Consider the following 19,093-nt stretch of genomic DNA (forward strand, 5'->3'; position numbering starts at 1 on the left):
ACGCCGCCGACATAACCAATTCAAACATCACTGCCAAACTCTTTATGTCAACTCCAAGGACGCATCAGCCTGTCGCTTGCGACGCCGCCGCCCTCGTTGTGTCGCTATATACGTCCCACTAAACAAAACTGTCAACGCTAAAATAACAAAATAGCCAAACTTTCTTTCCACAGCGAAAACCAAACAAATTTACCAAACATTAAGCAAACAAACCATCCCGATTCTATCCGATCAATCAAAGGCACCCCAAGCCGAACCCTTCCCCCAGCGTCCCTGTATATATGAGCGCCACAGAACCCGGAGGAAGAAGCCAAGCCAAGCGGAGCTCCCCATACTCAAACTTTTGCTTGATTACATACCAACTAGTCGGTATATAAATACTGAGGAGAATGAAGAATGGCCAGAAAGCAGAACCCTTCAACGAAACTGAACTTGCTGGATGCGGCGCTGACTGTCATTCGGACGAAAGGTTATGCAGCCACGACCGTTGACGATATCTGCACGGAAGCTGGCCTTTCTAAGGGTGCATTCTTTCACCACTTTTCCAGCAAGGAAGATTTGGCTGTTGCGGCTGCTAATTATTGGTCCGAAACGACCGCTGCACTTTTTGCTACAGCTCCTTATCATGAACCTGCCAATCCTTTGGATCGCGTTCTTGCTTATATCGCGTTTCGTAAGGAACTGATCCATGGCTCGCTGCCGGAATTTACCTGCCTTGTCGGCACAATGGCGCAAGAGACTTACGGCACCAGTCCAGCGATTCAAAAAGCATGCTGGGAAAGCATTTCAGGACACGCCGAGACTTTGGTGACTGATCTAGAAGCAGCCACGGAGCAACATGGCGCACCTCGCGACTTTACGGCTGAAAGCCTCGCGCTACATACTCAGTCCGTCATTCAAGGGGCTTTTATTCTCGCCAAAGCGAGCGGCGACCCACAGCGCGCCGTCGAAAGCATCGACCATCTCTATCGATATGTGGAATTACTTTTCAACCGAAAGACGGTCATCCAGACCAACTGAGCAAGGCTACAGGGAGGAAACCATGCCTAGCACCATTCGCTTACACCGTGTCATTGCCGCCAAACCCGAGAAGGTCTATCGCGCATTCGTGGAACCGGATGCGATTGCAAGCTGGATTCCCCCGTACGGGTTCTTGTGCACGGTACACGAAATGACCGCCAAGGTCGGCGGTGGACATAGAATGTCGTTTCGGAATTTCACGACCGGCGAATCGCATTCCTTCGGTGGCACCTATGTCGAACTCGTCCCCGGAGAACGCCTCGTTTATACCGATAAGTTTGATGATCCCAATCTACCTGGCGAAATGAAAGTAACGATTGACTTGAAAGCCGTATCAGTCGGCACCGAGATCACCATCGCACAGGAAGGTGTCCCTGACATCATACCCGCTGAAGCATGCTATCTTGGCTGGCAAGATTCACTGGACAAGCTGAGAAGGCTGGTTGAGCCGGAAATCAACCAATAGCTCGTATTATTGATGTGCTGAATAGCACTGTGCCGCCACATCGAATTGAGATGCGGCGGCACAGATACATGAGCTCAGCTCTATTTATTCCCACTCAATCGTGCCCGGGGGCTTCGACGTGACATCATAGACGACGCGGTTGATACCGCGCACTTCATTGATAATGCGAGTGGCCGCATTGCCAAGGAAGTTCATGTCATAGTGATAGAAGTCAGCAGTCATACCATCAACTGAAGTCACTGCACGCAGTGCGCAGACGAATTCGTAGGTACGGCCATCGCCCATAACGCCAACGGTCTGAACCGGAAGCAGAACTGCGAACGCCTGCCAGATGGCATCGTAAAGACCAGCCTTGCGGATTTCATCAAGATAAATCGCGTCAGCTTCGCGCAGAATTTCAAGCTTTTCGCGCGTAATGCCGCCCGGGCAACGGATCGCAAGACCCGGGCCGGGGAATGGATGGCGTCCGATGAAGCTGTCAGGAAGACCAAGTTCCTTACCGAGTACGCGCACTTCATCCTTGAAGAGTTCGCGCAAAGGCTCGACCAGCTGCATGTTCATGCGCTCTGGCAAACCACCAACATTGTGGTGCGACTTGATCGTGACCGAGGGGCCACCGGTAAACGAGACGCTTTCGATAACGTCTGGATACAACGTACCCTGAGCAAGGAAGTCCGCGCCGCCGAGCTTGTTCGCTTCTTCTTCGAAAACTTCGATGAACAGACGACCAATGGTCTTGCGCTTCTTTTCCGGATCGCTTTCGCCTTCGAGAGCGCCAATGAAACGATCCTGCGCGTTCACGAGGATCAGCGGCAGATTATAATGCTCCTTGAACATGGCCACCACATCGGCAGCCTCGTTCTTGCGCATCAATCCGTGGTCAACAAGAATGCAAGTCAGCTGATCGCCAACTGCTTCATGAATCAGGAGAGCGGCAACTGACGAGTCAACGCCACCGGAGAGAGCGCAGATGACCTTACCCTTGCCGACCTGTTTGCGGATGGCGTCAACAGCCTGTTCGCGATAGGCAGACATGGTCCAGTCAGGCTTTATACCGACGATGTTGTGAACGAAATTCTGAATGAGCTTCGCGCCATCTGGCGTATGCACCACTTCCGGGTGGAATTGAACCGCGAAATACTTGCGTTTCTCATCCGAAATAGCTGCAAAAGGTGCATTTGGCGATGTGCCGATGACCTTGAAGCCTTCAGGGAGCGCTGTGACGCGGTCGCCATGGCTCATCCAGACCTGATGACGTGTGCCCTTGGCCCAGATGCCAGCAAACAGCGCGCTGTCTTCCTGAACTTCGAGGAAGGCGCGACCGAACTCGCGGTCATGGCCGCTTTCGACCTTGCCACCCAGCTGGGCGCACATGGTCTGCTCGCCGTAGCAAATGCCGAGAACAGGGATGTCCGCCTCGAAAATTGCCTGTGGAGCGCGCGGGCTGCCGATGTCCGTTGTCGAGTGTGGACTACCCGACAGGATCACAGCCTTCGGATTAATGCGCTTATAGGCATCTTCCGCCAACTGGAACGGAACGATTTCGGAATAGACTCCAGCTTCGCGTACGCGGCGTGCAATCAGCTGCGTGACTTGGCTGCCAAAGTCGATGATAAGGATAGTGTCAGGATGTGCCGTGGTGCTCATGCGGAGCATCTAGATAAAAAGCAGCCAAAATGCAATGGACGAAGTGCCACGTTTCAACAATCAAACAGAGAAACTTGGCCTATACTGACATATCATTGTCAGGAAGTGCCAGGAAGTATCAGGACACCGTCAAAAATCGCTGCTTCCAGCTCTTCGACCGCACTTGCGAGTTTCTCGTCGATGATGTGCAGGAATTCCGTCCAGTCACCCACATGCTGCAATTCTCGTATGCCGTCGGAAATTCCACGCAGACCAATCAGCGTGATGCCATATGCCTGACAGGCGCGCAGGCAGGCATACGTCTCCATATCCACCATATCGGTTTCAATCGTCTCATAGGCTTTTCCGGAGACGATATTTGCACCCGTTGAAAGTGTCGCGCTTGGAAGACCCGGCACAAGACATGGCAATTCAATGGTCTTCGGCAAGTCCAGAAATGGCGTGCAGCCTTTTTCAAAGCCTAAGGGGGAAGCATCCATATCGCGGTAAGCGACTGATGAGACCTGATAGACATCGGCCTGTGGCAGTGTCGCCGATCCAGCGGAACCGAGCGAGACGATCAGATCAGGCAATTCGCCCTGCTGTTCCAATACTGTGAGAACACGTGTCAGATTGATTGCTGATTCAACCGGACCGACGCCGATCATCAGTGGCAAGAAGAGCGAACTCAGATACGGACCATATTCCGCTTCTGTCGCCATGACATAAAGAAGGCGTTTTCCTGCAATGCTTTTGATCATCCCTGTAGCCCCTTACGATCCTGAACAACCATCATTGTCCCTGTCATGGTCGCAATAAGACGCACTTCCGTGTCCGTCACAGCGAAAGCCTGTCCATCACTGACCATGATCGTCCGTCCGGGCTTGGTAACCTCACCACGGAACAGAAAACGGTCACCTCTACCGGGGGCTAGCAGATTGACCTTGAACTCTATTGTAAGCACTGCAGCGTCAGTCGGCATAAGACTGAGGGCTGCATAACCGCAGGCAGAGTCCAATGCCGCGGAAATTATGCCTGCGTGAAGAATGCCGTGCTGCTGTGTCAGCTCTTCGCGAAACGGCATTTCGACTTCGACGATGCCTGGCTCACAGCGCGTGAGTTCGGCTCCGATCAACTTCATGGCGGCCTGTCGACCGAAACTCTCCTCAACGCGTTCCTTAAAATCGGGCTCGGCTATTCTATGCGCTGGCATAATGGTCCCCGAGCTCAGCTGTGCTTTTGTAAGACACTCACATAAAACCCATCTGTGTCCGTTGACAATGGGGAAAATACGCTGCCGCGCGCCGGATACACCGGCGCAACCGTACCAGCTTCCGGAACCACCCTGCTCCAAAGTTCCGCCGGAGCCACTTCCGAATAATTGCTGTTCTCAGTGAGGAAGCGCTCAACCTGCCGTGTATTTTCTTCGTCAAAAAGCGAACAGGTCACATAAACTAGTCGTCCACCCGGTTTCACATAATGCTTGGCCGCTTCCAACACTTCCTGCTGGTCCTGCACACGACGTTCAAGCTGCTGATCATTCAGACGCCATTTTGCGTCCGGTCTGCGTCGCCACGTGCCAGAGCCCGTGCATGGCGCATCGGTGAGCACAAGGTCCATGCGTTCAATAAGTGGCGCAAGCGCATCTAGATTGCCATGAATCTGCGTGTTTCGCACACCTGCTCTTTGCAATCTGTCATGCATCGGCGAGAGACGCGCGCGTTCGGCATCATAAGCGTGAACCTGTCCGCTATTTTGCATAGCAGCAGCCAGCGCCAGCGTCTTGCCACCAGCGCCCGCACAATAATCCAGCACCTGCTCACCGGGTTTAGCACCAGCAAACAAGGCAGCCATCTGCGAACCCAGATCCTGCACCTCAAACCAACCGTCAAGAAACGCCTGATCAGTCTGCACATTCGGATGACGTCCAAGTGCTTCAATCGGAGGAATGCGTAACGCCTGATCAAGGAGCGGCGCCTTTGCAACACCTGCCTTTTCGAGAGCGGCCAACGTTGCCTGCGGTGTGGCCTTCAGCAGATTGACTCTGAGATCGACGGGCGGGCGTGTCGCAAGGGCCGCAGCCTCTTCCACCCAGCGCTCACCAAACAATGCTTCCAGCGAAGGAATGCACCATTCGGGCACATCAGCTTTTACAAATGCTGGTGCCGCAGAAAGATCGCGGCTGGTCCAGGCATCGCGACGTGCGGCGTCCAAGGATTCAGGGGCAAATTTATCGCCTTCAAGCGCGGCATCAATAGCAGCGAAATCCATACCGCCTTCGGAGATCAGCGCACCATGGGCCAATGCACGTGCGTCATCTGCATCCATGCGCCAGGCGATGGATAGTTTACGGCGAAGCGCATCATAAACAATATTGCCGATAACTGCACGATCGCCAGCACCTGCAAAGCGGTGCGAGGCACCCCAATCCTTGAGGGCGTCGGAAGCTGGGCGCTTGCCCGCTTCAATATCGTTCAGAACCTCAATCGCCGCCTGAAGGCGTCCGCCAAGCCGCATTACCACTCCTTCACATCTTAAGCGTCGGGCATAGCCTTCCTTGATGGGAAAAGGCAATCGGCAAATGGGACTCGTTACGTTTTTAACTCAGTTCAAAAGCAAAAAGCCGGGACAGTTGCCCCGGCTTTTTAACACTTGCACCTGCCAGCTTATTCAGCCGCTGCAGTCGACTCTTCTTCAAGAGCGATGGTGTTGGCCTCATAGCCGTGTGCTTCTTTCAATGCTTTGCGAACACCGGCTTCATAATCGGGGTGCGCCAGCTTGAAATGAGCGAGCTGTCGCTCGACGATAAAACCTGGGACGCCGGTCATTGCTGCCGCAATATTCGAGAACAGGCGCGCTTTCTCACCATCATCAAACAGATTAAACAATGCACGCGGCTGCGAATAATCATCATTGCCGATGCGGTGATTGTAGCGATCGGCATCACCAGTAATGCGCAGTGGCGGCTCCTTGGCCGTTGGCTGCTCGACAGGTCCATTGAACGAGTTTGGCTCGTAATAGGCATCAGGGTTGCCTGTCGCGATGCCGCCAAAAGTGTTCATCTGACCATCGCGATGGTAGTGATGCACAGGGCACTTCGGCTGGTTGACCGGAAGATTCTCATAATGCGTACCAAGGCGATGGCGATGGGCATCGGCATAAGAGAACAGGCGTGCCTGTAGCATCTTGTCAGGCGAATAACTGATGCCCGGCACGATGTTTGATGGCGAAAACGCCGCGTTTTCGATCTCGGTGAAGTAATTTTCCGCGTTGCGGTTGAGCTCCATCACGCCAATATCGATTGGCGGATAGTCGGCATGTGGCCACACCTTGGTAAGATCGAACGGGTTATAAGGAGTCTTGTCGGCATCCAGTTCGGGCATAATCTGTACCTGAACCTTCCACTGCGGGAACTCGCCCTTATCAATGGAGGTGAACAGATCTTCCTGCGTGGATTCACGTGTACGGCCGATCACGCGCTCAGCTTCGTCATTGGTCCAGTGCTTGTGACCTTGCAAGGTCTTGAAGTGGAACTTGACCCAATAACGCTCACCAGCATCATTCCAGAACGAGTAGGTATGCGAGCCATAACCATTGATGTGACGCACATCAGTCGGCAATCCGCGATCCGACATCAGAATCGTTACCTGATGCAGGCTCTCCGGCGAAAGCGACCAGAAATCCCACATGGCGGTTGCCGAACGCAGGTTGCTCTTTGGGTGACGCTTCTGGGTGTGGATGAAATCGGGGAACTTCAGTGGATCACGCACGAAGAAGACCGGCGTATTGTTGCCAACCAGATCCCAGTTGCCTTCTTCGGTGTAGAACTTCAGTGCAAAGCCGCGCACATCGCGCTCAGCATCGGCTGCACCCTGCTCACCGGCAACAGTCGAGAAGCGAGCCAGCATCGGGGTTTTCGCGCCAGGCTGCAGAGCCTTGGCCTTGGTGTATTTGGAAATATCGCCAGTAATTGTCAGCGTGCCGAATGCACCCCAACCCTTGGCGTGAACAACGCGCTCAGGAATACGCTCACGGTTCTGGTGCGACAGCTTTTCAATCAGCTGATAGTCCTGCAGCAAAACGGGACCGCGCTCACCAGCGGTAAGGGAATTCTGGTTATCCGGGATTGGCGCACCAGCGCTTGTAGTCATAATCGGACGGTCTGCCATGGGAATTTCCCTCCTAAAATAAATTGGTCTATCCAGCAATCAGCCTGGCTTTTGGCATGAAGTAGCCCTGCTACGACACGCTCTGGCTGGGTAACAAAAGCAGTTTAGACTTGCTCCAATAATAATCTCCAATTGCTTTTTGTGTTATTATTGATAGGATTTTCCTATCATGTTTACGATTAGACAAATGCGCTATTTCGATGCGCTTGCCAGCACACTTCATTTTCGAAAAGCAGCTGAGCTCGCGCATATTTCACAGCCTGCCCTATCAGCTCAGATCGCCGAAATGGAAGCCGTCGCTGGCGCGTCACTATTTGAACGCTCACAACGTAAAGTCATCATGACAGAGCTTGGCCGTGAACTTCTTCCCGGCATCAGAACGATTCTCAAAGAGCTTCACGCGCTTGAGGAAATTTCAGCACAAAGCAAAGGCTTGCTGCAAACCCAGTTGCGTCTTGGGATCATTCCGACAGTCGCGCCCTATGTCGTGCCACATCTCATTCCACTGCTCAGAGACCGGCACCCGTCTTTTCGTCTGCAACTGCGTGAAAGCGTGACAGCCAAGCTTCTCGATGAACTCCATGCAGGCGAAATCGATGCTATTGTTGCAGCGCTTCCAATCACGGATGATCGACTTGCGCATGAAAAACTCTTCGACGACCGCTTTCTGATCGCGACGTCCAGCAATGACCAGACGATCCTCTCGTCGCCCATGACACAGGATAGCGTGGCGCTTGATCGCTTGCTGTTACTTGAAGAAGGCCATTGTATGCGCGATCAGGCGCTGGCGGTCTGCTCTTTGCCGTCGAAGCGGCAACTTGTGAAATATGGCGCGACCAGCATGACGACACTGCTGCAAATGGTGAGCCATGGCATGGGCCTGACGTTGATCCCTGAAATTGCCGTTCGCGCCGAAGCGCGCAGTAATCACATGCGCATCGTCCCGTTTGAAGGCGAGCAGCCAAAGCGCGAAATCGCGCTCTTCTGGCGAAGACAAAGTAAGCGTCGCAAAGATTTTCAGGCACTTGCCGAGTGCATCATCGAAAGTGCGAACAATCTTCTCATCAAGGATGATGAACTGCCTTCGCTTGCAAAATAAAAAGACGGCTCGAAAGCCGCCTTCTCAGAACTATAAATGCAACGCTTACATGCCGCCCGGGTAATTCGGGCTTTCACGGGTGATCGATACACCGTGTGAATGGCTTTCACGCAGGCCCGCATTAGAAATGCGAACGAAGGTCGCCTTGTCACGGAACTCTTCCAGCGTCTTTGCGCCGACATAGCCCATGGAAGCGCGCAGCCCACCAGCGAGCTGGTGTAGAACTGCCGAGATCGGCCCCTTGTAAGCAACCTGACCTTCGATGCCTTCCGGGACGAGCTTCAGTTCATCACGGACTTCAGCCTGGAAGTAACGATCCGCCGAGCCACGCGCCATCGCCCCGACCGAACCCATGCCGCGGTAGGATTTGAATGAACGACCCTGATGCAGATAGACTTCGCCCGGGCTTTCTTCCGTACCCGCCAGTAGCGAGCCTGCCATGGCTGCAACCGCTCCGGCAGCAAGCGCTTTGGCAAAATCGCCGGAGAACTTGATACCACCATCGGCGATTACCGGAATGTTGTGCTTGTGAGCTGCTTCAACCGCCGACATGATTGCGGAAAGCTGCGGAACACCAACGCCTGCAACAATACGCGTGGTGCAGATCGAACCCGGTCCGATACCGACCTTGACGGAGTCCGCACCTGCATCGATCAGTGCCTGTGTGCCTGAAGCCGTAGCAACATTACCTGCGAGAATAGCTACATTCGGATAAGCCTTCTTGATGCGTGCAACGGCATCGAGAACACGCTGCGAATGACCATGCGCTGTATCGACAACCAAAAGGTCGACGCCTGCATCAATCAAACGTTCGGCACGCTCATAGCCGTCTTCACCAACGCTCGTAGCAGCAGCAGCACGCAGACGACCTTGTGCATCCTTGGCAGCATTTGGATTGAGCTGCGACTTTTCAATGTCCTTGACCGTAATGAGGCCTACGCAACGCCCCTGATCGTCGACAACCAGCAGCTTTTCGATGCGGTGAGCATGCAGCAAGCGCTTGGCTTCATCCTGCTGCACGTTTTCACGCACAGTGATAAGGTTTTCGCGCGTCATCAGTTCGTAGATTTTCTGCGCCGGGTCAGAAGCAAACCGCACATCACGATTGGTCAAAATGCCGACCAGACGGCCCGGACCTTTGCCAGCATTTTCGACAACAGGAATGCCGGAAATGCGGTGCGCCTTCATGATTGCCTGTGCATCGGCAAGCGTCGCATCTGGTCCGATCGTGACAGGGTTTACCACCATGCCGGATTCAAACTTCTTGACCTGCCGGACTTCCTCGGCCTGACGCTCAGGTGTCAGATTGCGATGAATAACACCAATGCCACCCGACTGCGCCATAGCGATGGCCAAACGCGATTCCGTCACGGTGTCCATTGCAGCGGAGAGTAGCGGCAGATTAAGCTCGATATCTTTGGCAATACGTGTGCGCAGATCGACCTGTCCGGGCATCACTTCGGAATGGCCCGGCTGCAAAAGCACATCATCAAAAGTAAGAGCGAGCGCGCCAGTGGAAGATTCCACGATTTTTGCCATTGCCAATTCCTTTACCGGTTTTACCGAATGAGAAAAGCCGCCTCTCCGGTAAGCATCCGGGAGCTGCGACTAGACTGGGTTTCGTGTTGAATTGGCACCGGCTGGTAACATGGTTATGACTACTTGGAAAGTCTTTTGCGGACAAGTTTCAGTTACTGATAACGATTTTCGTGATAAATCGCCCGCATACTTTGTGTAATTGGCCCAAAGGGGGCACAATGCGTAAATCATATCAACGCGTTCCACTCATTCGCCGTTCACGGGCAATGTGGATGTCTCCACGTTTGTGGAAGCCTCGGCTCGTCTTCTGGTGTGGCGCAATCGCAATCGGCCTTATCAGCGTAGCCTTTGCAGAAGCTGCAGATATTGCACAGGACTGGTTCAAGAGATTGACCGATGGCTCTGCCAGCCCATGGCGGGCTTGGTTGCCGCTCATCATCACACCACTTGGCTTCATGCTGTGCTCCTGGATCGCAATTGCCTGTTTCCCCGGCTCTGGCGGCAGCGGCATCCCGCAGGCAATTGCTGCCCGTCACCTGAACAATCATGAAGACAGAACGTTGCTCCTCTCGCTGAAGATTGCTTTTGGTAAGATCGTCCTTACCATTGTTGGTCTTTTTTCTGGTGCGTCCATCGGCCGTGAAGGTCCCACCGTGCAGATCGGCGCATCGATCATGCTGTTATCGGCACGCATCGGCAGCATGGAACAAGCGCGTGGACTCATTCTGGCGGGCTCCGCAGCTGGCATCGCGGCAGCCTTCAATACGCCGCTTGCGGGCATCGTTTTCGCCATCGAAGAAATGGGGCGCGCCTATGCAGCCAGAACCAACGGCCTGGTTCTCTCCGCAGTTATCCTCGCAGGTCTCGCCTCGCTCGGCCTTGTCGGCAACTATAACTATTTCGGTCTGACGACTGTAACCGTTACAACCCATATGGATTGGGTTCTGGTAATCGGCTGTGGCGTGATTGGTGGTGCATTCGGCGCTGCATTCAGTGCGCTCGCACTTAATCTGACAAATCGTGTACGACGCCGCGTTCAGAAGGCACCGCTTCGGGATACCGTACTTATAGCAGGCGCCTGTGGTCTGGTGATCGCCATCATCGGCGTTGCATCGGGTGGAGCGACTTTTGGCACCGGATATGATCAAGCCCGTAGTGCAGTAGAAGGTCTGCCGCTGTCTCCATTCTATTTCGTGGAGAAATTTATTGCAGGGCTTCTCTCTATGGTGTCCGGCATCCCCGGCGGCATATTTGCACCATCCTTGTCCGTCGGTGCGGGACTCGGCAGCACCATAGGGCTGCTTCTTGGAACCAGCATCAGTCTCGCAGCCGTTCTGGGTATGGCGGGCTACTTTGCCGGCGTAGTGCAAGCCCCTATGACTGCCTTTGTCATCATTCTGGAAATGACCGGCAACCACAACAACGTCATTCCGCTGATGTGTGCATCGATGCTGGGATATGGCACCGCCCGGCTTATTTCACATGAGCCGCTCTATCACGCCTTGTCGCGAACATTCGTGGCCGATGTCTTGCGTCAGCGTCGCGCAAGGGAAAAGAATATATTACCTGAATAAAAATCCATCTTGGGGGAGGACATACCTGTGGATCGAAGAACATTCGCAAAATCGCTTGCAGGGTTGGGGACAATACCCTTCATAGTCGGTTCGGCAACAGCAGCACAAAGGGGAGAAACAAGCATGCTGGAATTGATAGGCGGAAGCATTACCGATGTCCCGGGAATGAAACTCGGGCATCATACGCTGACCAAGCGCCCAACCGGCTGCACCGTTCTGCTTTGCGAAGAAGGAGCAACAGCAGGCGTCGATGTGCGTGGCTCCGCACCCGGCACACGCGAAACCGATCTTCTCGATCCAATGAACTATGTTCAACAAGTACAAGCTATTCTGCTATCCGGTGGCAGCGCTTATGGTCTCAGTGCCGCGACTGGTGTGATGCGCTATCTCGAAGAGAACAATCTCGGTTTCAAAATCGGCAAGGGTGTCGTTCCGATTGTGCCTGCGGCCATCCTGATGGATCTTGGTGTGGGAGATTTTTCCGTTCGTCCTGATGAAGAAGCCGGATATCTGGCGTGTAAGGCTGCAAAAGCCGAAGCCTCCGGCGAAGGCAATATTGGCGCAGGCGCAGGTGCAACCGTCGGCAAGATGTTTGGTATGGAATATGCGATGAAAGGCGGCCTTGGCACAGCAAGCTACAAGGTTCCCGGAACCGAAGTCGTGGTCGGCGCGATTGTCGCTGTAAACGCCGTTGGCGATGTCTACGCCCCCAACTCGCAGCAGATTCTGGCGGGAGCTCGTAGCGAAGACGGCGAAGGCTTCCGCAACATCATGGACTCGATCATGCAGGGTCGCAATGTCGTCAAATCCGGCGGTGCCAACACCACCATTGGCGCGATTGCAACCAATGTTCCGTTCAACAAGGCTGAACTGAAAAAGATCGCTGGCATGGCACATGACGGCTTTGCCCGTTCGATCAACCCCATCCACACAATGTGGGATGGCGATACGATCTTTGCGCTCTCGACAGGCAAGGCAGAAGGTGTTGAAGCTGATGTGACGGCCATCGGTGCTATTGCTGCAACTGTGATGGCTCATGCCGTTGCCCGTGCGGTGATGCAGGCCGAAAGTCTGCCAGACCTCAACTTGCCCGCCCATCGGGACTATGTTTAGAGCATCTAAGCCAAAAGCGGAAAGCGGTTTTGCGTTCAAAATGCGCCAAACCAAATAGATTAAGCGGTTCCAACGGTTCAACACCAACTGGAACCGCTTAAGCGGAAAGTTCTCGATAACCACATAAACACGCAGCGATTGAAACGGTCCGTAATATACGCGATATGAGAAACGGCTTTTACAGAGCCTGATATTGAAATGAGAGCGCTGAGTGCCCTGTCGGGCGCATAAAAGGCTATTCTAACAGTGTATATGCAACAGATCGATTTTCATCTGAAGACAGGTTCGGACACGGCATGACAGGCAATTCCCTCAAATTCGGCACAAGCGGTCTCAGAGGACTGGCGACCGAGCTTAACGGATTGCCTGCTTATGCCTATTCGCTGGCATTTGTGCATATGCTGAAATCAACAGGTAACCTGAATACCGGCGACAAAGTGTTTGTCGGTCAGGATTTGCGCCCATCAAGCCCTGATATCGCAGCACTTGCCATGGGCGCGATTGAAGATGCAGGCTTCACACCTGTTGATTGCGGCGTCTTGCCCACACCTGCTCTGAGCTATTATGCGATGGCGCAAAATGCGCCCTGTATCATGGTTACTGGCAGTCATATTCCAGATGACCGCAATGGACTGAAATTTTATCGCGCCGATGGTGAAATCGATAAGGATGACGAAGCCGCGATAAGTGCGGCTTATGTTGCTCTCCCGGCTGATATTGCATCACGGAAAGCTGTTGGCTTGTCCGTAAGCGATAGCGCGATCAATGCCTATGCCGAGCGTTACATCCAGCTTTTAGGCACCGACAGCCTCACAGGACTGAAAGTCGGTGTGTATCAGCATTCGTCGGTAGCACGTGATCTTCTCACCAATGTCCTTGGCGCACTTGGTGCAGAAACAGTCGCACTTGGCCGTTCCGATGTTTTTGTGCCGGTCGATACCGAAGCGCTACGCCCGGAAGATATTCAGCTTCTTGCGCAATGGGCAAAGCATGACCAATTTGATGCTATCGTCTCAACTGATGGCGACGCAGACCGCCCTCTTATTGCAGACGAGCATGGAAATTTTGTGCGTGGCGACCTTGTGGGTGCCATCACATCTGCCTGGGTCGGTGCCGATGTCATCGTCACGCCAGTCACTTCCAATGCAGCGCTGGAAGAGTGCGGAAAGTTTGGCCGCGTTTTACGTACACGCGTCGGCTCGCCATATGTGATTGCCGGTATGCAGCAGGCTCTGAACGAAAACGCAAAGAGCGTGGTTGGATTTGAAGCAAATGGCGGCGTGCTTCTAGGAAGCGCTATCGGCAAAGGCGGTCGGCAACTATCTGCACTCCCAACGCGCGACGCGCTTCTGCCAATCCTTGCTTGTCTGAGCACGATCAAACAAACGCAAACGCCTCTTTCCGAAATCGCGCACAGCTATGGCTTTCGAATTGCATTGAGCGATCGCTTGCAGAATGTGCCGCAAGAAAAAAGTGCCGCATTTCTGTCAGTCATCACGCAGGAAGACGCACGTATTCAGCTTTTCCCGGCAACTGACTCTGTTATACGGTTTGAAGCAATCGATGGCGTAAAGCTGTTCTTCAAATCAGGTAATGCGGTGCATTATCGTGCGTCAGGAAATGCACCGGAACTACGCTGCTATGTCGAATCTGCCAGCGAAGCTCAGGCCAGTGAATTATTGACAATGGGACTCGAAATCGCCCGTAACGCAACGAAGGATACCATCAGCAAATGAGCTTTATCCCGGTTATCATCAGCGGCGGTTCTGGTTCCAGACTCTGGCCGCTTTCACGCGACGCCCACCCAAAACCCTTCATCGAACTGCCAGATGGCGGTACGCTGATCGGAAAGACCTATGCGCGCGCTTCGCGCCTTCAGGATGCAGATCAAATTCTCACGGTCACAAACCGCGATTTCCTGTTTCTGACGCTCGATGCCTATGCTGATGCTGACGCGCGCAAGATCGACAATACATTTCTTCTTGAACCGCTCGGCCGCGATACAGCGCCCGCTGTAGCATTGGCAGCGCTTCAGGCCGCATCAACCTATGGTGCCGATGCGACTTTGCTGATCATGCCAGCCGACCATCTGATCGAAGATGAAGCGGCTTTCGCAGCTGCGGTAGTCGAAGCACGCAAACTTGCCGAAGCCGGCCGCATTGTCACTTTCGGCATTGTTCCGGATCATCCTGAGACAGGCTTTGGCTACATCGAAGTCGATGGCACTGACGTTCGGCGCTTTGTTGAAAAACCGGATGCAGAGACTGCACAGACCTATGTTGAGAGCGGCCGCTATTATTGGAATTCCGGCATGTTCTGCTTTAAGGCTCTAACGATGATTGACGCCATGCAGCGCCATGCTCCTGAAGTTCTGGAAGGTGCCAGATCAGCGCTTGAGCACTCACGTCGGGGTGTGAATGGCGAAACCAGAACGCTGGAAATCGCCAAGGATCAGTTTGCAGCAACGCCTGCCATTTCCATCGACTATGCTGTCATGGAAAAGGCAGACAACATCGCCTGCATCCCTGTTTCCTGTGGCTGGTCCGATATTGGCTCGTGGGCGGCAATGGCCGATCTGATCGAGCCGGACGCTGACGGCAATCGTCTGCGTGGGGAAACGGTACTCGAAGAAACAACCGACAGCTTTGTTCTTTCGGAAACGCGTCTGGTCAGCCTCGTTGGCGTTCACGATCTTCTCGTTGTCGATACGCCAGATGCCCTGCTTGTCGCCCATCGCGATAAGGCGCAGGATGTGCGCAAGGTCTTCAACAAGTTGCGCGCTCAAGGTCACGAAGCGGCAAAACTGCACCGCACGGCACACCGTCCATGGGGCACTTATACGGTTCTGGAAGAAGGCGATGGTTTCAAGATCAAGCGTATCGAGGTCAAGCCCGGTCGCCGTCTGAGCTTGCAGGCGCATCATCATCGTTCCGAACACTGGATTGTGGTTTCCGGCACGGCAAAGGTCGTCAATGGCGAGCGGGAAATCCTGCTCACCAACAATCAATCGACCTATATCCCTTGCGGCTTCAAGCACCGTCTAGAAAATCCGGGCATTCTGCCGCTCGTTCTCATTGAAGTGCAAAGCGGCGAATATCTCGGCGAAGATGACATCGTCCGTTACGACGACATTTATGGTCGTATTTGATAAAATAAAGAATACGCGAAATGTGATCTGGATCATCGACAAATGGCGGTTTTTCGCAGTCGCGAATCCGCTATAGTCGTTTCATGACGATCCAGCACTTAAGCGAAACCATTATCAACCAGATTGCCGCTGGCGAGGTGATTGAACGCCCAGCCAGCGTGATCAAGGAACTTGTCGAAAATGCAATCGATGCTGGCGCAACGCGTATCGAGGTTGTGACCGCTGGCGGCGGCAAGACACTTCTGCGCGTGACCGATAATGGTTCTGGCATCCCTTCCAATGAGCTGTCACTCGCCGTTTCACGCCATTGCACGTCCAAGCTCACTGACGATGTGAATGATATTCGCGCGCTGGGTTTTCGCGGCGAAGCGTTGCCGTCCATCGGTTCGGTTTCAAAACTCACGCTGAAATCACGTCCGCAGGATGCCGAGTCGGGCTTTGAAGTGGCGGTTAACGGCGGGCATCTGGAAGGCCCACGTCCGGCGGCGCTTAATCGCGGTACCATTGCCGAAGTACGCGACCTCTTTTATGCGACGCCTGCGCGTCTCAAATTCATGAAAACGGATCGCGCCGAAGCTACTGCCATCACCGATATCGTTAAACGGATTGCGGTTGCCTTCCCACATGTTCGGTTTTCACTGGCTGGTACTGATCGGACGCCGCTGGAACTTCCCGCGACAGGAAACGGTGTCGATGCCACGCTTGAGCGTATAGGCCAGATACTCGGCAAGGAATTTTCGGAGAATGCGCTGCATATTGATGCCGAGCGCGATGGTGTGAGACTTGCGGGTTTTGCCGGCATCCCATCATTTAACCGGGGCAATGCACTGCATCAATTTGCATATGTGAATGGCCGCCCCGTTCGCGATAAACAGATTTTCGGCGCCCTGCGCGGTGCATATTCCGATGTCATTGCGCGTGACCGCCATCCAGTGGCAGTGCTGTTTCTGACACTCGATCCATCTTTGGTGGATGTGAACGTGCATCCTGCCAAAGCAGATGTTCGCTTCCGTGATCCAGGCCTTGTGCGTGGTCTTATTGTGGGTGCCATCAAGCAGGCGCTTGCACAATCAGGCATACGCCCGGCAACAAGCGGCGCAGAAGCCATGCTGCAAGCGTTCCGAGCTGAAGGATTTCAATCGCGCGCCTCTACCGGCAATTACGCGGCTCCTGCGTGGCGACCAGCGACACCATCCGCGCCACGTACAGAATGGTCGCCGCAAACGGCACACCCGGCACATAAGCCGCTGAGTTTTGATAGCCCGCTTGCCTTTCATGAAGACGAGCAGGCAACGATTGCAACAATACCCGCAGCCGATGCACGCGCCACCATCGGGGAAGCCTCTGTCGAAACGATGCAGAAGCCACTTGGCGCTGCACGTGCACAGATTCACGAAAATTATATCGTCGCGCAGACAGAAGACAGTCTGGTCATCATAGACCAGCACGCAGCACATGAGCGCCTCGTCTATGAAGCGTTGAAGAATGCGCTGCATTCTCGCCCGATACCGGGGCAGATGCTGCTGATACCCGAAATTGTTGACCTGCCGGAAGAAGATGCCGAGCGACTCACCGCCCATTCTGAAACGCTGTCTCGGTTCGGCCTCGGTATTGAACAGTTCGGCCCCGGCGCAATCGCTGTGCGCGAAACACCTGCCATGCTAGGCGAGATGAACGTGCAGCAGCTTATCCGCGATTTGGCTGATGAAGTTGCGGAGCACGACACGTCCGATGGTCTCAAAGCGATGCTGAACCACGTCGCTGCCACCATGGCCTGCCACGGTTCAGTGCGTTCGGGTCGACGGCTTAAACCTGAAGAAATGAATGCGCTCTTGCGTGATATGGAGGCAACACCCGGCTCCGGTACATGCAATCACGGACGCCCCACCTATATTGAGCTGAAACTTACCGATATTGAGCGATTGTTTGGCCGGCGCTAAGCAGAGGCTAAAGCATGTCGCAGTTAAATGGATCTAGAGCGAGCACCATGGGTGCGATTAAACGCGACACGCTCTGGACGAAGCATTCGCTGCTTGATAGATTCTGGCATCAAGGAATTACACAATGAACAAGTTTGAATCACCTCGCTCATCAGAAGCTGTCCTGCGTTATCTCGACGGCGATTTTGAAATCGTAAAGCACGGCTCTTTTGTGCTTTGTGCCGTGACCGGTGCACCTGTTCCGCTCGATGAGTTGAAATATTGGAGCGTAGCGCGCCAGGAAGCTTATGCGTCGGGGCTGATTTCCTACGAGCGTGAGCTTGCACTTAATCCTGAATTGCGCAGCCGCAAGAAGGCTTAAACTGGTTTAGAAGCCGATAAAGAGCGGGTTTTGTACCGCTCGACTGCCATATCGAGAATATGGCCCAGCGCGTCCTTACGCTCAAATTGCAGATCTATATCGAGTACGGCTAATTCGCGCATAAACTCATTCGGCACCTCACTCATTGTCACCAGGCGAACGTGATCCTTGGCAGTGGTAATTAGGCCCAATCCAAGCCGGTCCGCTGTTTCAATGAGTTTGCGAATATCATCCGGCTGATAGCTGTAATGATCTGGGAAGGTTTGACTTTCCACAACCTCGCCGCCAGCCTCCTCCACACTGGCAAAGAACTTGGCGGGGTTGCCAATCCCCGCAAAAGCCAGCCAGCGATTGCCAGCAACCGCTGAAGCCGACGAAGGCAGCAACCGTGCCTCGTAAACGGCGCGCCCGGCACGTGACGCCTGCCGCACCACAAAATCAGCCGCACCACCCTTGCCAATGCGCAGCAGAGCGTCGGTCTTGCGCATCTGGTCAGTCAACGGCGCGCGCAAGGGACCTGCAGGAATCACCAGACCGTTGCCGATCCCGCGTGTCGAATCGACCACCAGCAGCGAAAAGTCGGCATGCAGTCGTGCACTCTGAAAACCATCATCCATAATGATAAAGTCGCAGCCGCGCCGATGTAATTCCTGCGCCGACTTCAAGCGATCCGGGCAAAGCGCTACGGGCGCATGACGCGCAAGCAGCAGCGGTTCGTCGCCGACATGACGTGCGCTGTCAGAGGACGGATCAACGATGTGCAGCCCTTTGTAATTGCCGCCATAACCGCGCGAAACAATACCGGGATGTAAGCCGCGCACTTTTGCGGCCTTTGAAAAGGCAATAGCAGTCGGAGTTTTGCCTGCGCCGCCCACTGTAAAATTACCGATACAGAGAACGGGCGCCGCGATTTTTGGCGGTTCCGCTTTAAGAAGCCGTCGGCCAGCAATAGCGCCATAGACCCAGGACAGGGGCGCAAGCCCCCAGGCACGCCAGTCAGGCTTTTCCCACCAGAAGGGTGGTGCCTCGCTCGCCATG

Annotated in this window: 16 protein-coding genes; 9 read left to right on the forward strand and 7 right to left on the reverse strand. The window is 54.1% G+C overall.

Annotated elements, in window-relative coordinates:
• Positions 1-396 precede the first annotated feature (396 nt).
• Together OIV19_RS15310 and OIV19_RS15315 are read left to right on the forward strand one after the other, a co-directional pair.
• Complete coding sequence (locus OIV19_RS15310) at positions 397-1,020, forward strand: TetR/AcrR family transcriptional regulator (RefSeq protein ID WP_264232168.1); 624 nt, start codon at positions 397-399, stop codon at positions 1,018-1,020.
• 22 nt (positions 1,021-1,042) lie between these two features.
• On the forward strand, positions 1,043-1,486 hold the full coding sequence (locus tag OIV19_RS15315) for an SRPBCC family protein (RefSeq protein ID WP_151090935.1): 444 nt from the start codon (positions 1,043-1,045) through the stop codon (positions 1,484-1,486).
• An 84-nt stretch (positions 1,487-1,570) separates the two neighbouring features.
• Here OIV19_RS15315 and guaA read toward each other — a convergent pair whose 3' ends face one another.
• From guaA to katA, 5 genes are all read right to left on the reverse strand, one after another.
• The gene (gene guaA, locus OIV19_RS15320) at positions 1,571-3,133 is read right to left on the reverse strand and encodes a glutamine-hydrolyzing GMP synthase (RefSeq protein WP_264232169.1); all 1,563 of its coding nucleotides are present in this window, start codon (positions 3,131-3,133) and stop codon (positions 1,571-1,573) included.
• Between the two features lie 98 nt (positions 3,134-3,231).
• Positions 3,232-3,873, reverse strand: a complete 642-nt coding sequence (locus tag OIV19_RS15325) for a 5'-methylthioadenosine/S-adenosylhomocysteine nucleosidase (RefSeq protein WP_264232170.1) — start codon at positions 3,871-3,873, stop codon at positions 3,232-3,234.
• Positions 3,870-4,325, reverse strand: coding sequence for a PaaI family thioesterase (locus OIV19_RS15330; protein ID WP_095444854.1), 456 nt, complete (start codon positions 4,323-4,325; stop codon positions 3,870-3,872). Before OIV19_RS15330 ends, OIV19_RS15325 begins: the two co-directional genes overlap by 4 nt.
• Positions 4,326-4,339: 14 nt before the next feature.
• Positions 4,340-5,629 (reverse strand): RsmB/NOP family class I SAM-dependent RNA methyltransferase, encoded by a 1,290-nt coding sequence (locus OIV19_RS15335; protein WP_264232171.1) that lies wholly within the window; start codon positions 5,627-5,629, stop codon positions 4,340-4,342.
• 149 nt (positions 5,630-5,778) lie between these two features.
• Entirely contained in the window at positions 5,779-7,281 is a 1,503-nt protein-coding gene (gene katA / locus OIV19_RS15340; protein ID WP_191793406.1) for a catalase KatA, read from the reverse strand.
• A gap of 169 nt (positions 7,282-7,450) precedes the next feature.
• Here katA and OIV19_RS15345 point away from each other — a divergent pair, with 169 nt between their 5' ends.
• Positions 7,451-8,380 (forward strand): hydrogen peroxide-inducible genes activator, encoded by a 930-nt coding sequence (locus OIV19_RS15345; protein ID WP_264232172.1) that lies wholly within the window; start codon positions 7,451-7,453, stop codon positions 8,378-8,380.
• Positions 8,381-8,425: 45 nt separating this feature from the next.
• Here the strand turns inward: OIV19_RS15345 and guaB are convergent, their stop codons facing one another.
• Positions 8,426-9,919, reverse strand: coding sequence for an IMP dehydrogenase (gene guaB / locus OIV19_RS15350; RefSeq protein WP_151090947.1), 1,494 nt, complete (start codon positions 9,917-9,919; stop codon positions 8,426-8,428).
• Between the two features lie 218 nt (positions 9,920-10,137).
• Between guaB and OIV19_RS15355 the strand changes: the two genes are divergently transcribed.
• The 6 genes from OIV19_RS15355 to OIV19_RS15380 all read left to right on the forward strand — a co-directional run bounded on the left by OIV19_RS15355 (position 10,138) and on the right by OIV19_RS15380 (position 18,055).
• Entirely contained in the window at positions 10,138-11,493 is a 1,356-nt protein-coding gene (locus OIV19_RS15355; RefSeq protein ID WP_151090949.1) for a chloride channel protein, read from the forward strand.
• Positions 11,494-11,520: 27 nt separating this feature from the next.
• Positions 11,521-12,606: a P1 family peptidase gene (locus tag OIV19_RS15360; protein WP_264232173.1), complete on the forward strand. Its 1,086-nt coding sequence runs from the start codon at positions 11,521-11,523 to the stop codon at positions 12,604-12,606.
• A gap of 296 nt (positions 12,607-12,902) precedes the next feature.
• Complete coding sequence (locus OIV19_RS15365; protein WP_264232174.1) at positions 12,903-14,342, forward strand: phosphomannomutase; 1,440 nt, start codon at positions 12,903-12,905, stop codon at positions 14,340-14,342.
• Complete coding sequence (locus tag OIV19_RS15370; protein ID WP_264232175.1) at positions 14,339-15,754, forward strand: mannose-1-phosphate guanylyltransferase/mannose-6-phosphate isomerase; 1,416 nt, start codon at positions 14,339-14,341, stop codon at positions 15,752-15,754. Before OIV19_RS15365 ends, OIV19_RS15370 begins: the two co-directional genes overlap by 4 nt.
• Positions 15,755-15,837: 83 nt before the next feature.
• Positions 15,838-17,694: a DNA mismatch repair endonuclease MutL gene (mutL, locus tag OIV19_RS15375; protein WP_264232176.1), complete on the forward strand. Its 1,857-nt coding sequence runs from the start codon at positions 15,838-15,840 to the stop codon at positions 17,692-17,694.
• Between the two features lie 124 nt (positions 17,695-17,818).
• Positions 17,819-18,055: a DUF2093 domain-containing protein gene (locus tag OIV19_RS15380; RefSeq protein ID WP_095444864.1), complete on the forward strand. Its 237-nt coding sequence runs from the start codon at positions 17,819-17,821 to the stop codon at positions 18,053-18,055.
• On the opposite strand, the gene lpxK is transcribed toward OIV19_RS15380, so the two are convergent.
• Positions 18,052-19,092, reverse strand: a complete 1,041-nt coding sequence (gene lpxK, locus OIV19_RS15385) for a tetraacyldisaccharide 4'-kinase (RefSeq protein WP_264232177.1) — start codon at positions 19,090-19,092, stop codon at positions 18,052-18,054. The two genes, OIV19_RS15380 and lpxK, sit on opposite strands and share 4 nt — an antisense overlap.
• Position 19,093: the final 1 nt, after the last annotated feature.

This window comes from Brucella sp. HL-2 (genome assembly GCF_025846885.2).
In the GTDB taxonomy this organism is placed as follows: domain Bacteria; phylum Pseudomonadota; class Alphaproteobacteria; order Rhizobiales; family Rhizobiaceae; genus Brucella; species Brucella quorumnocens.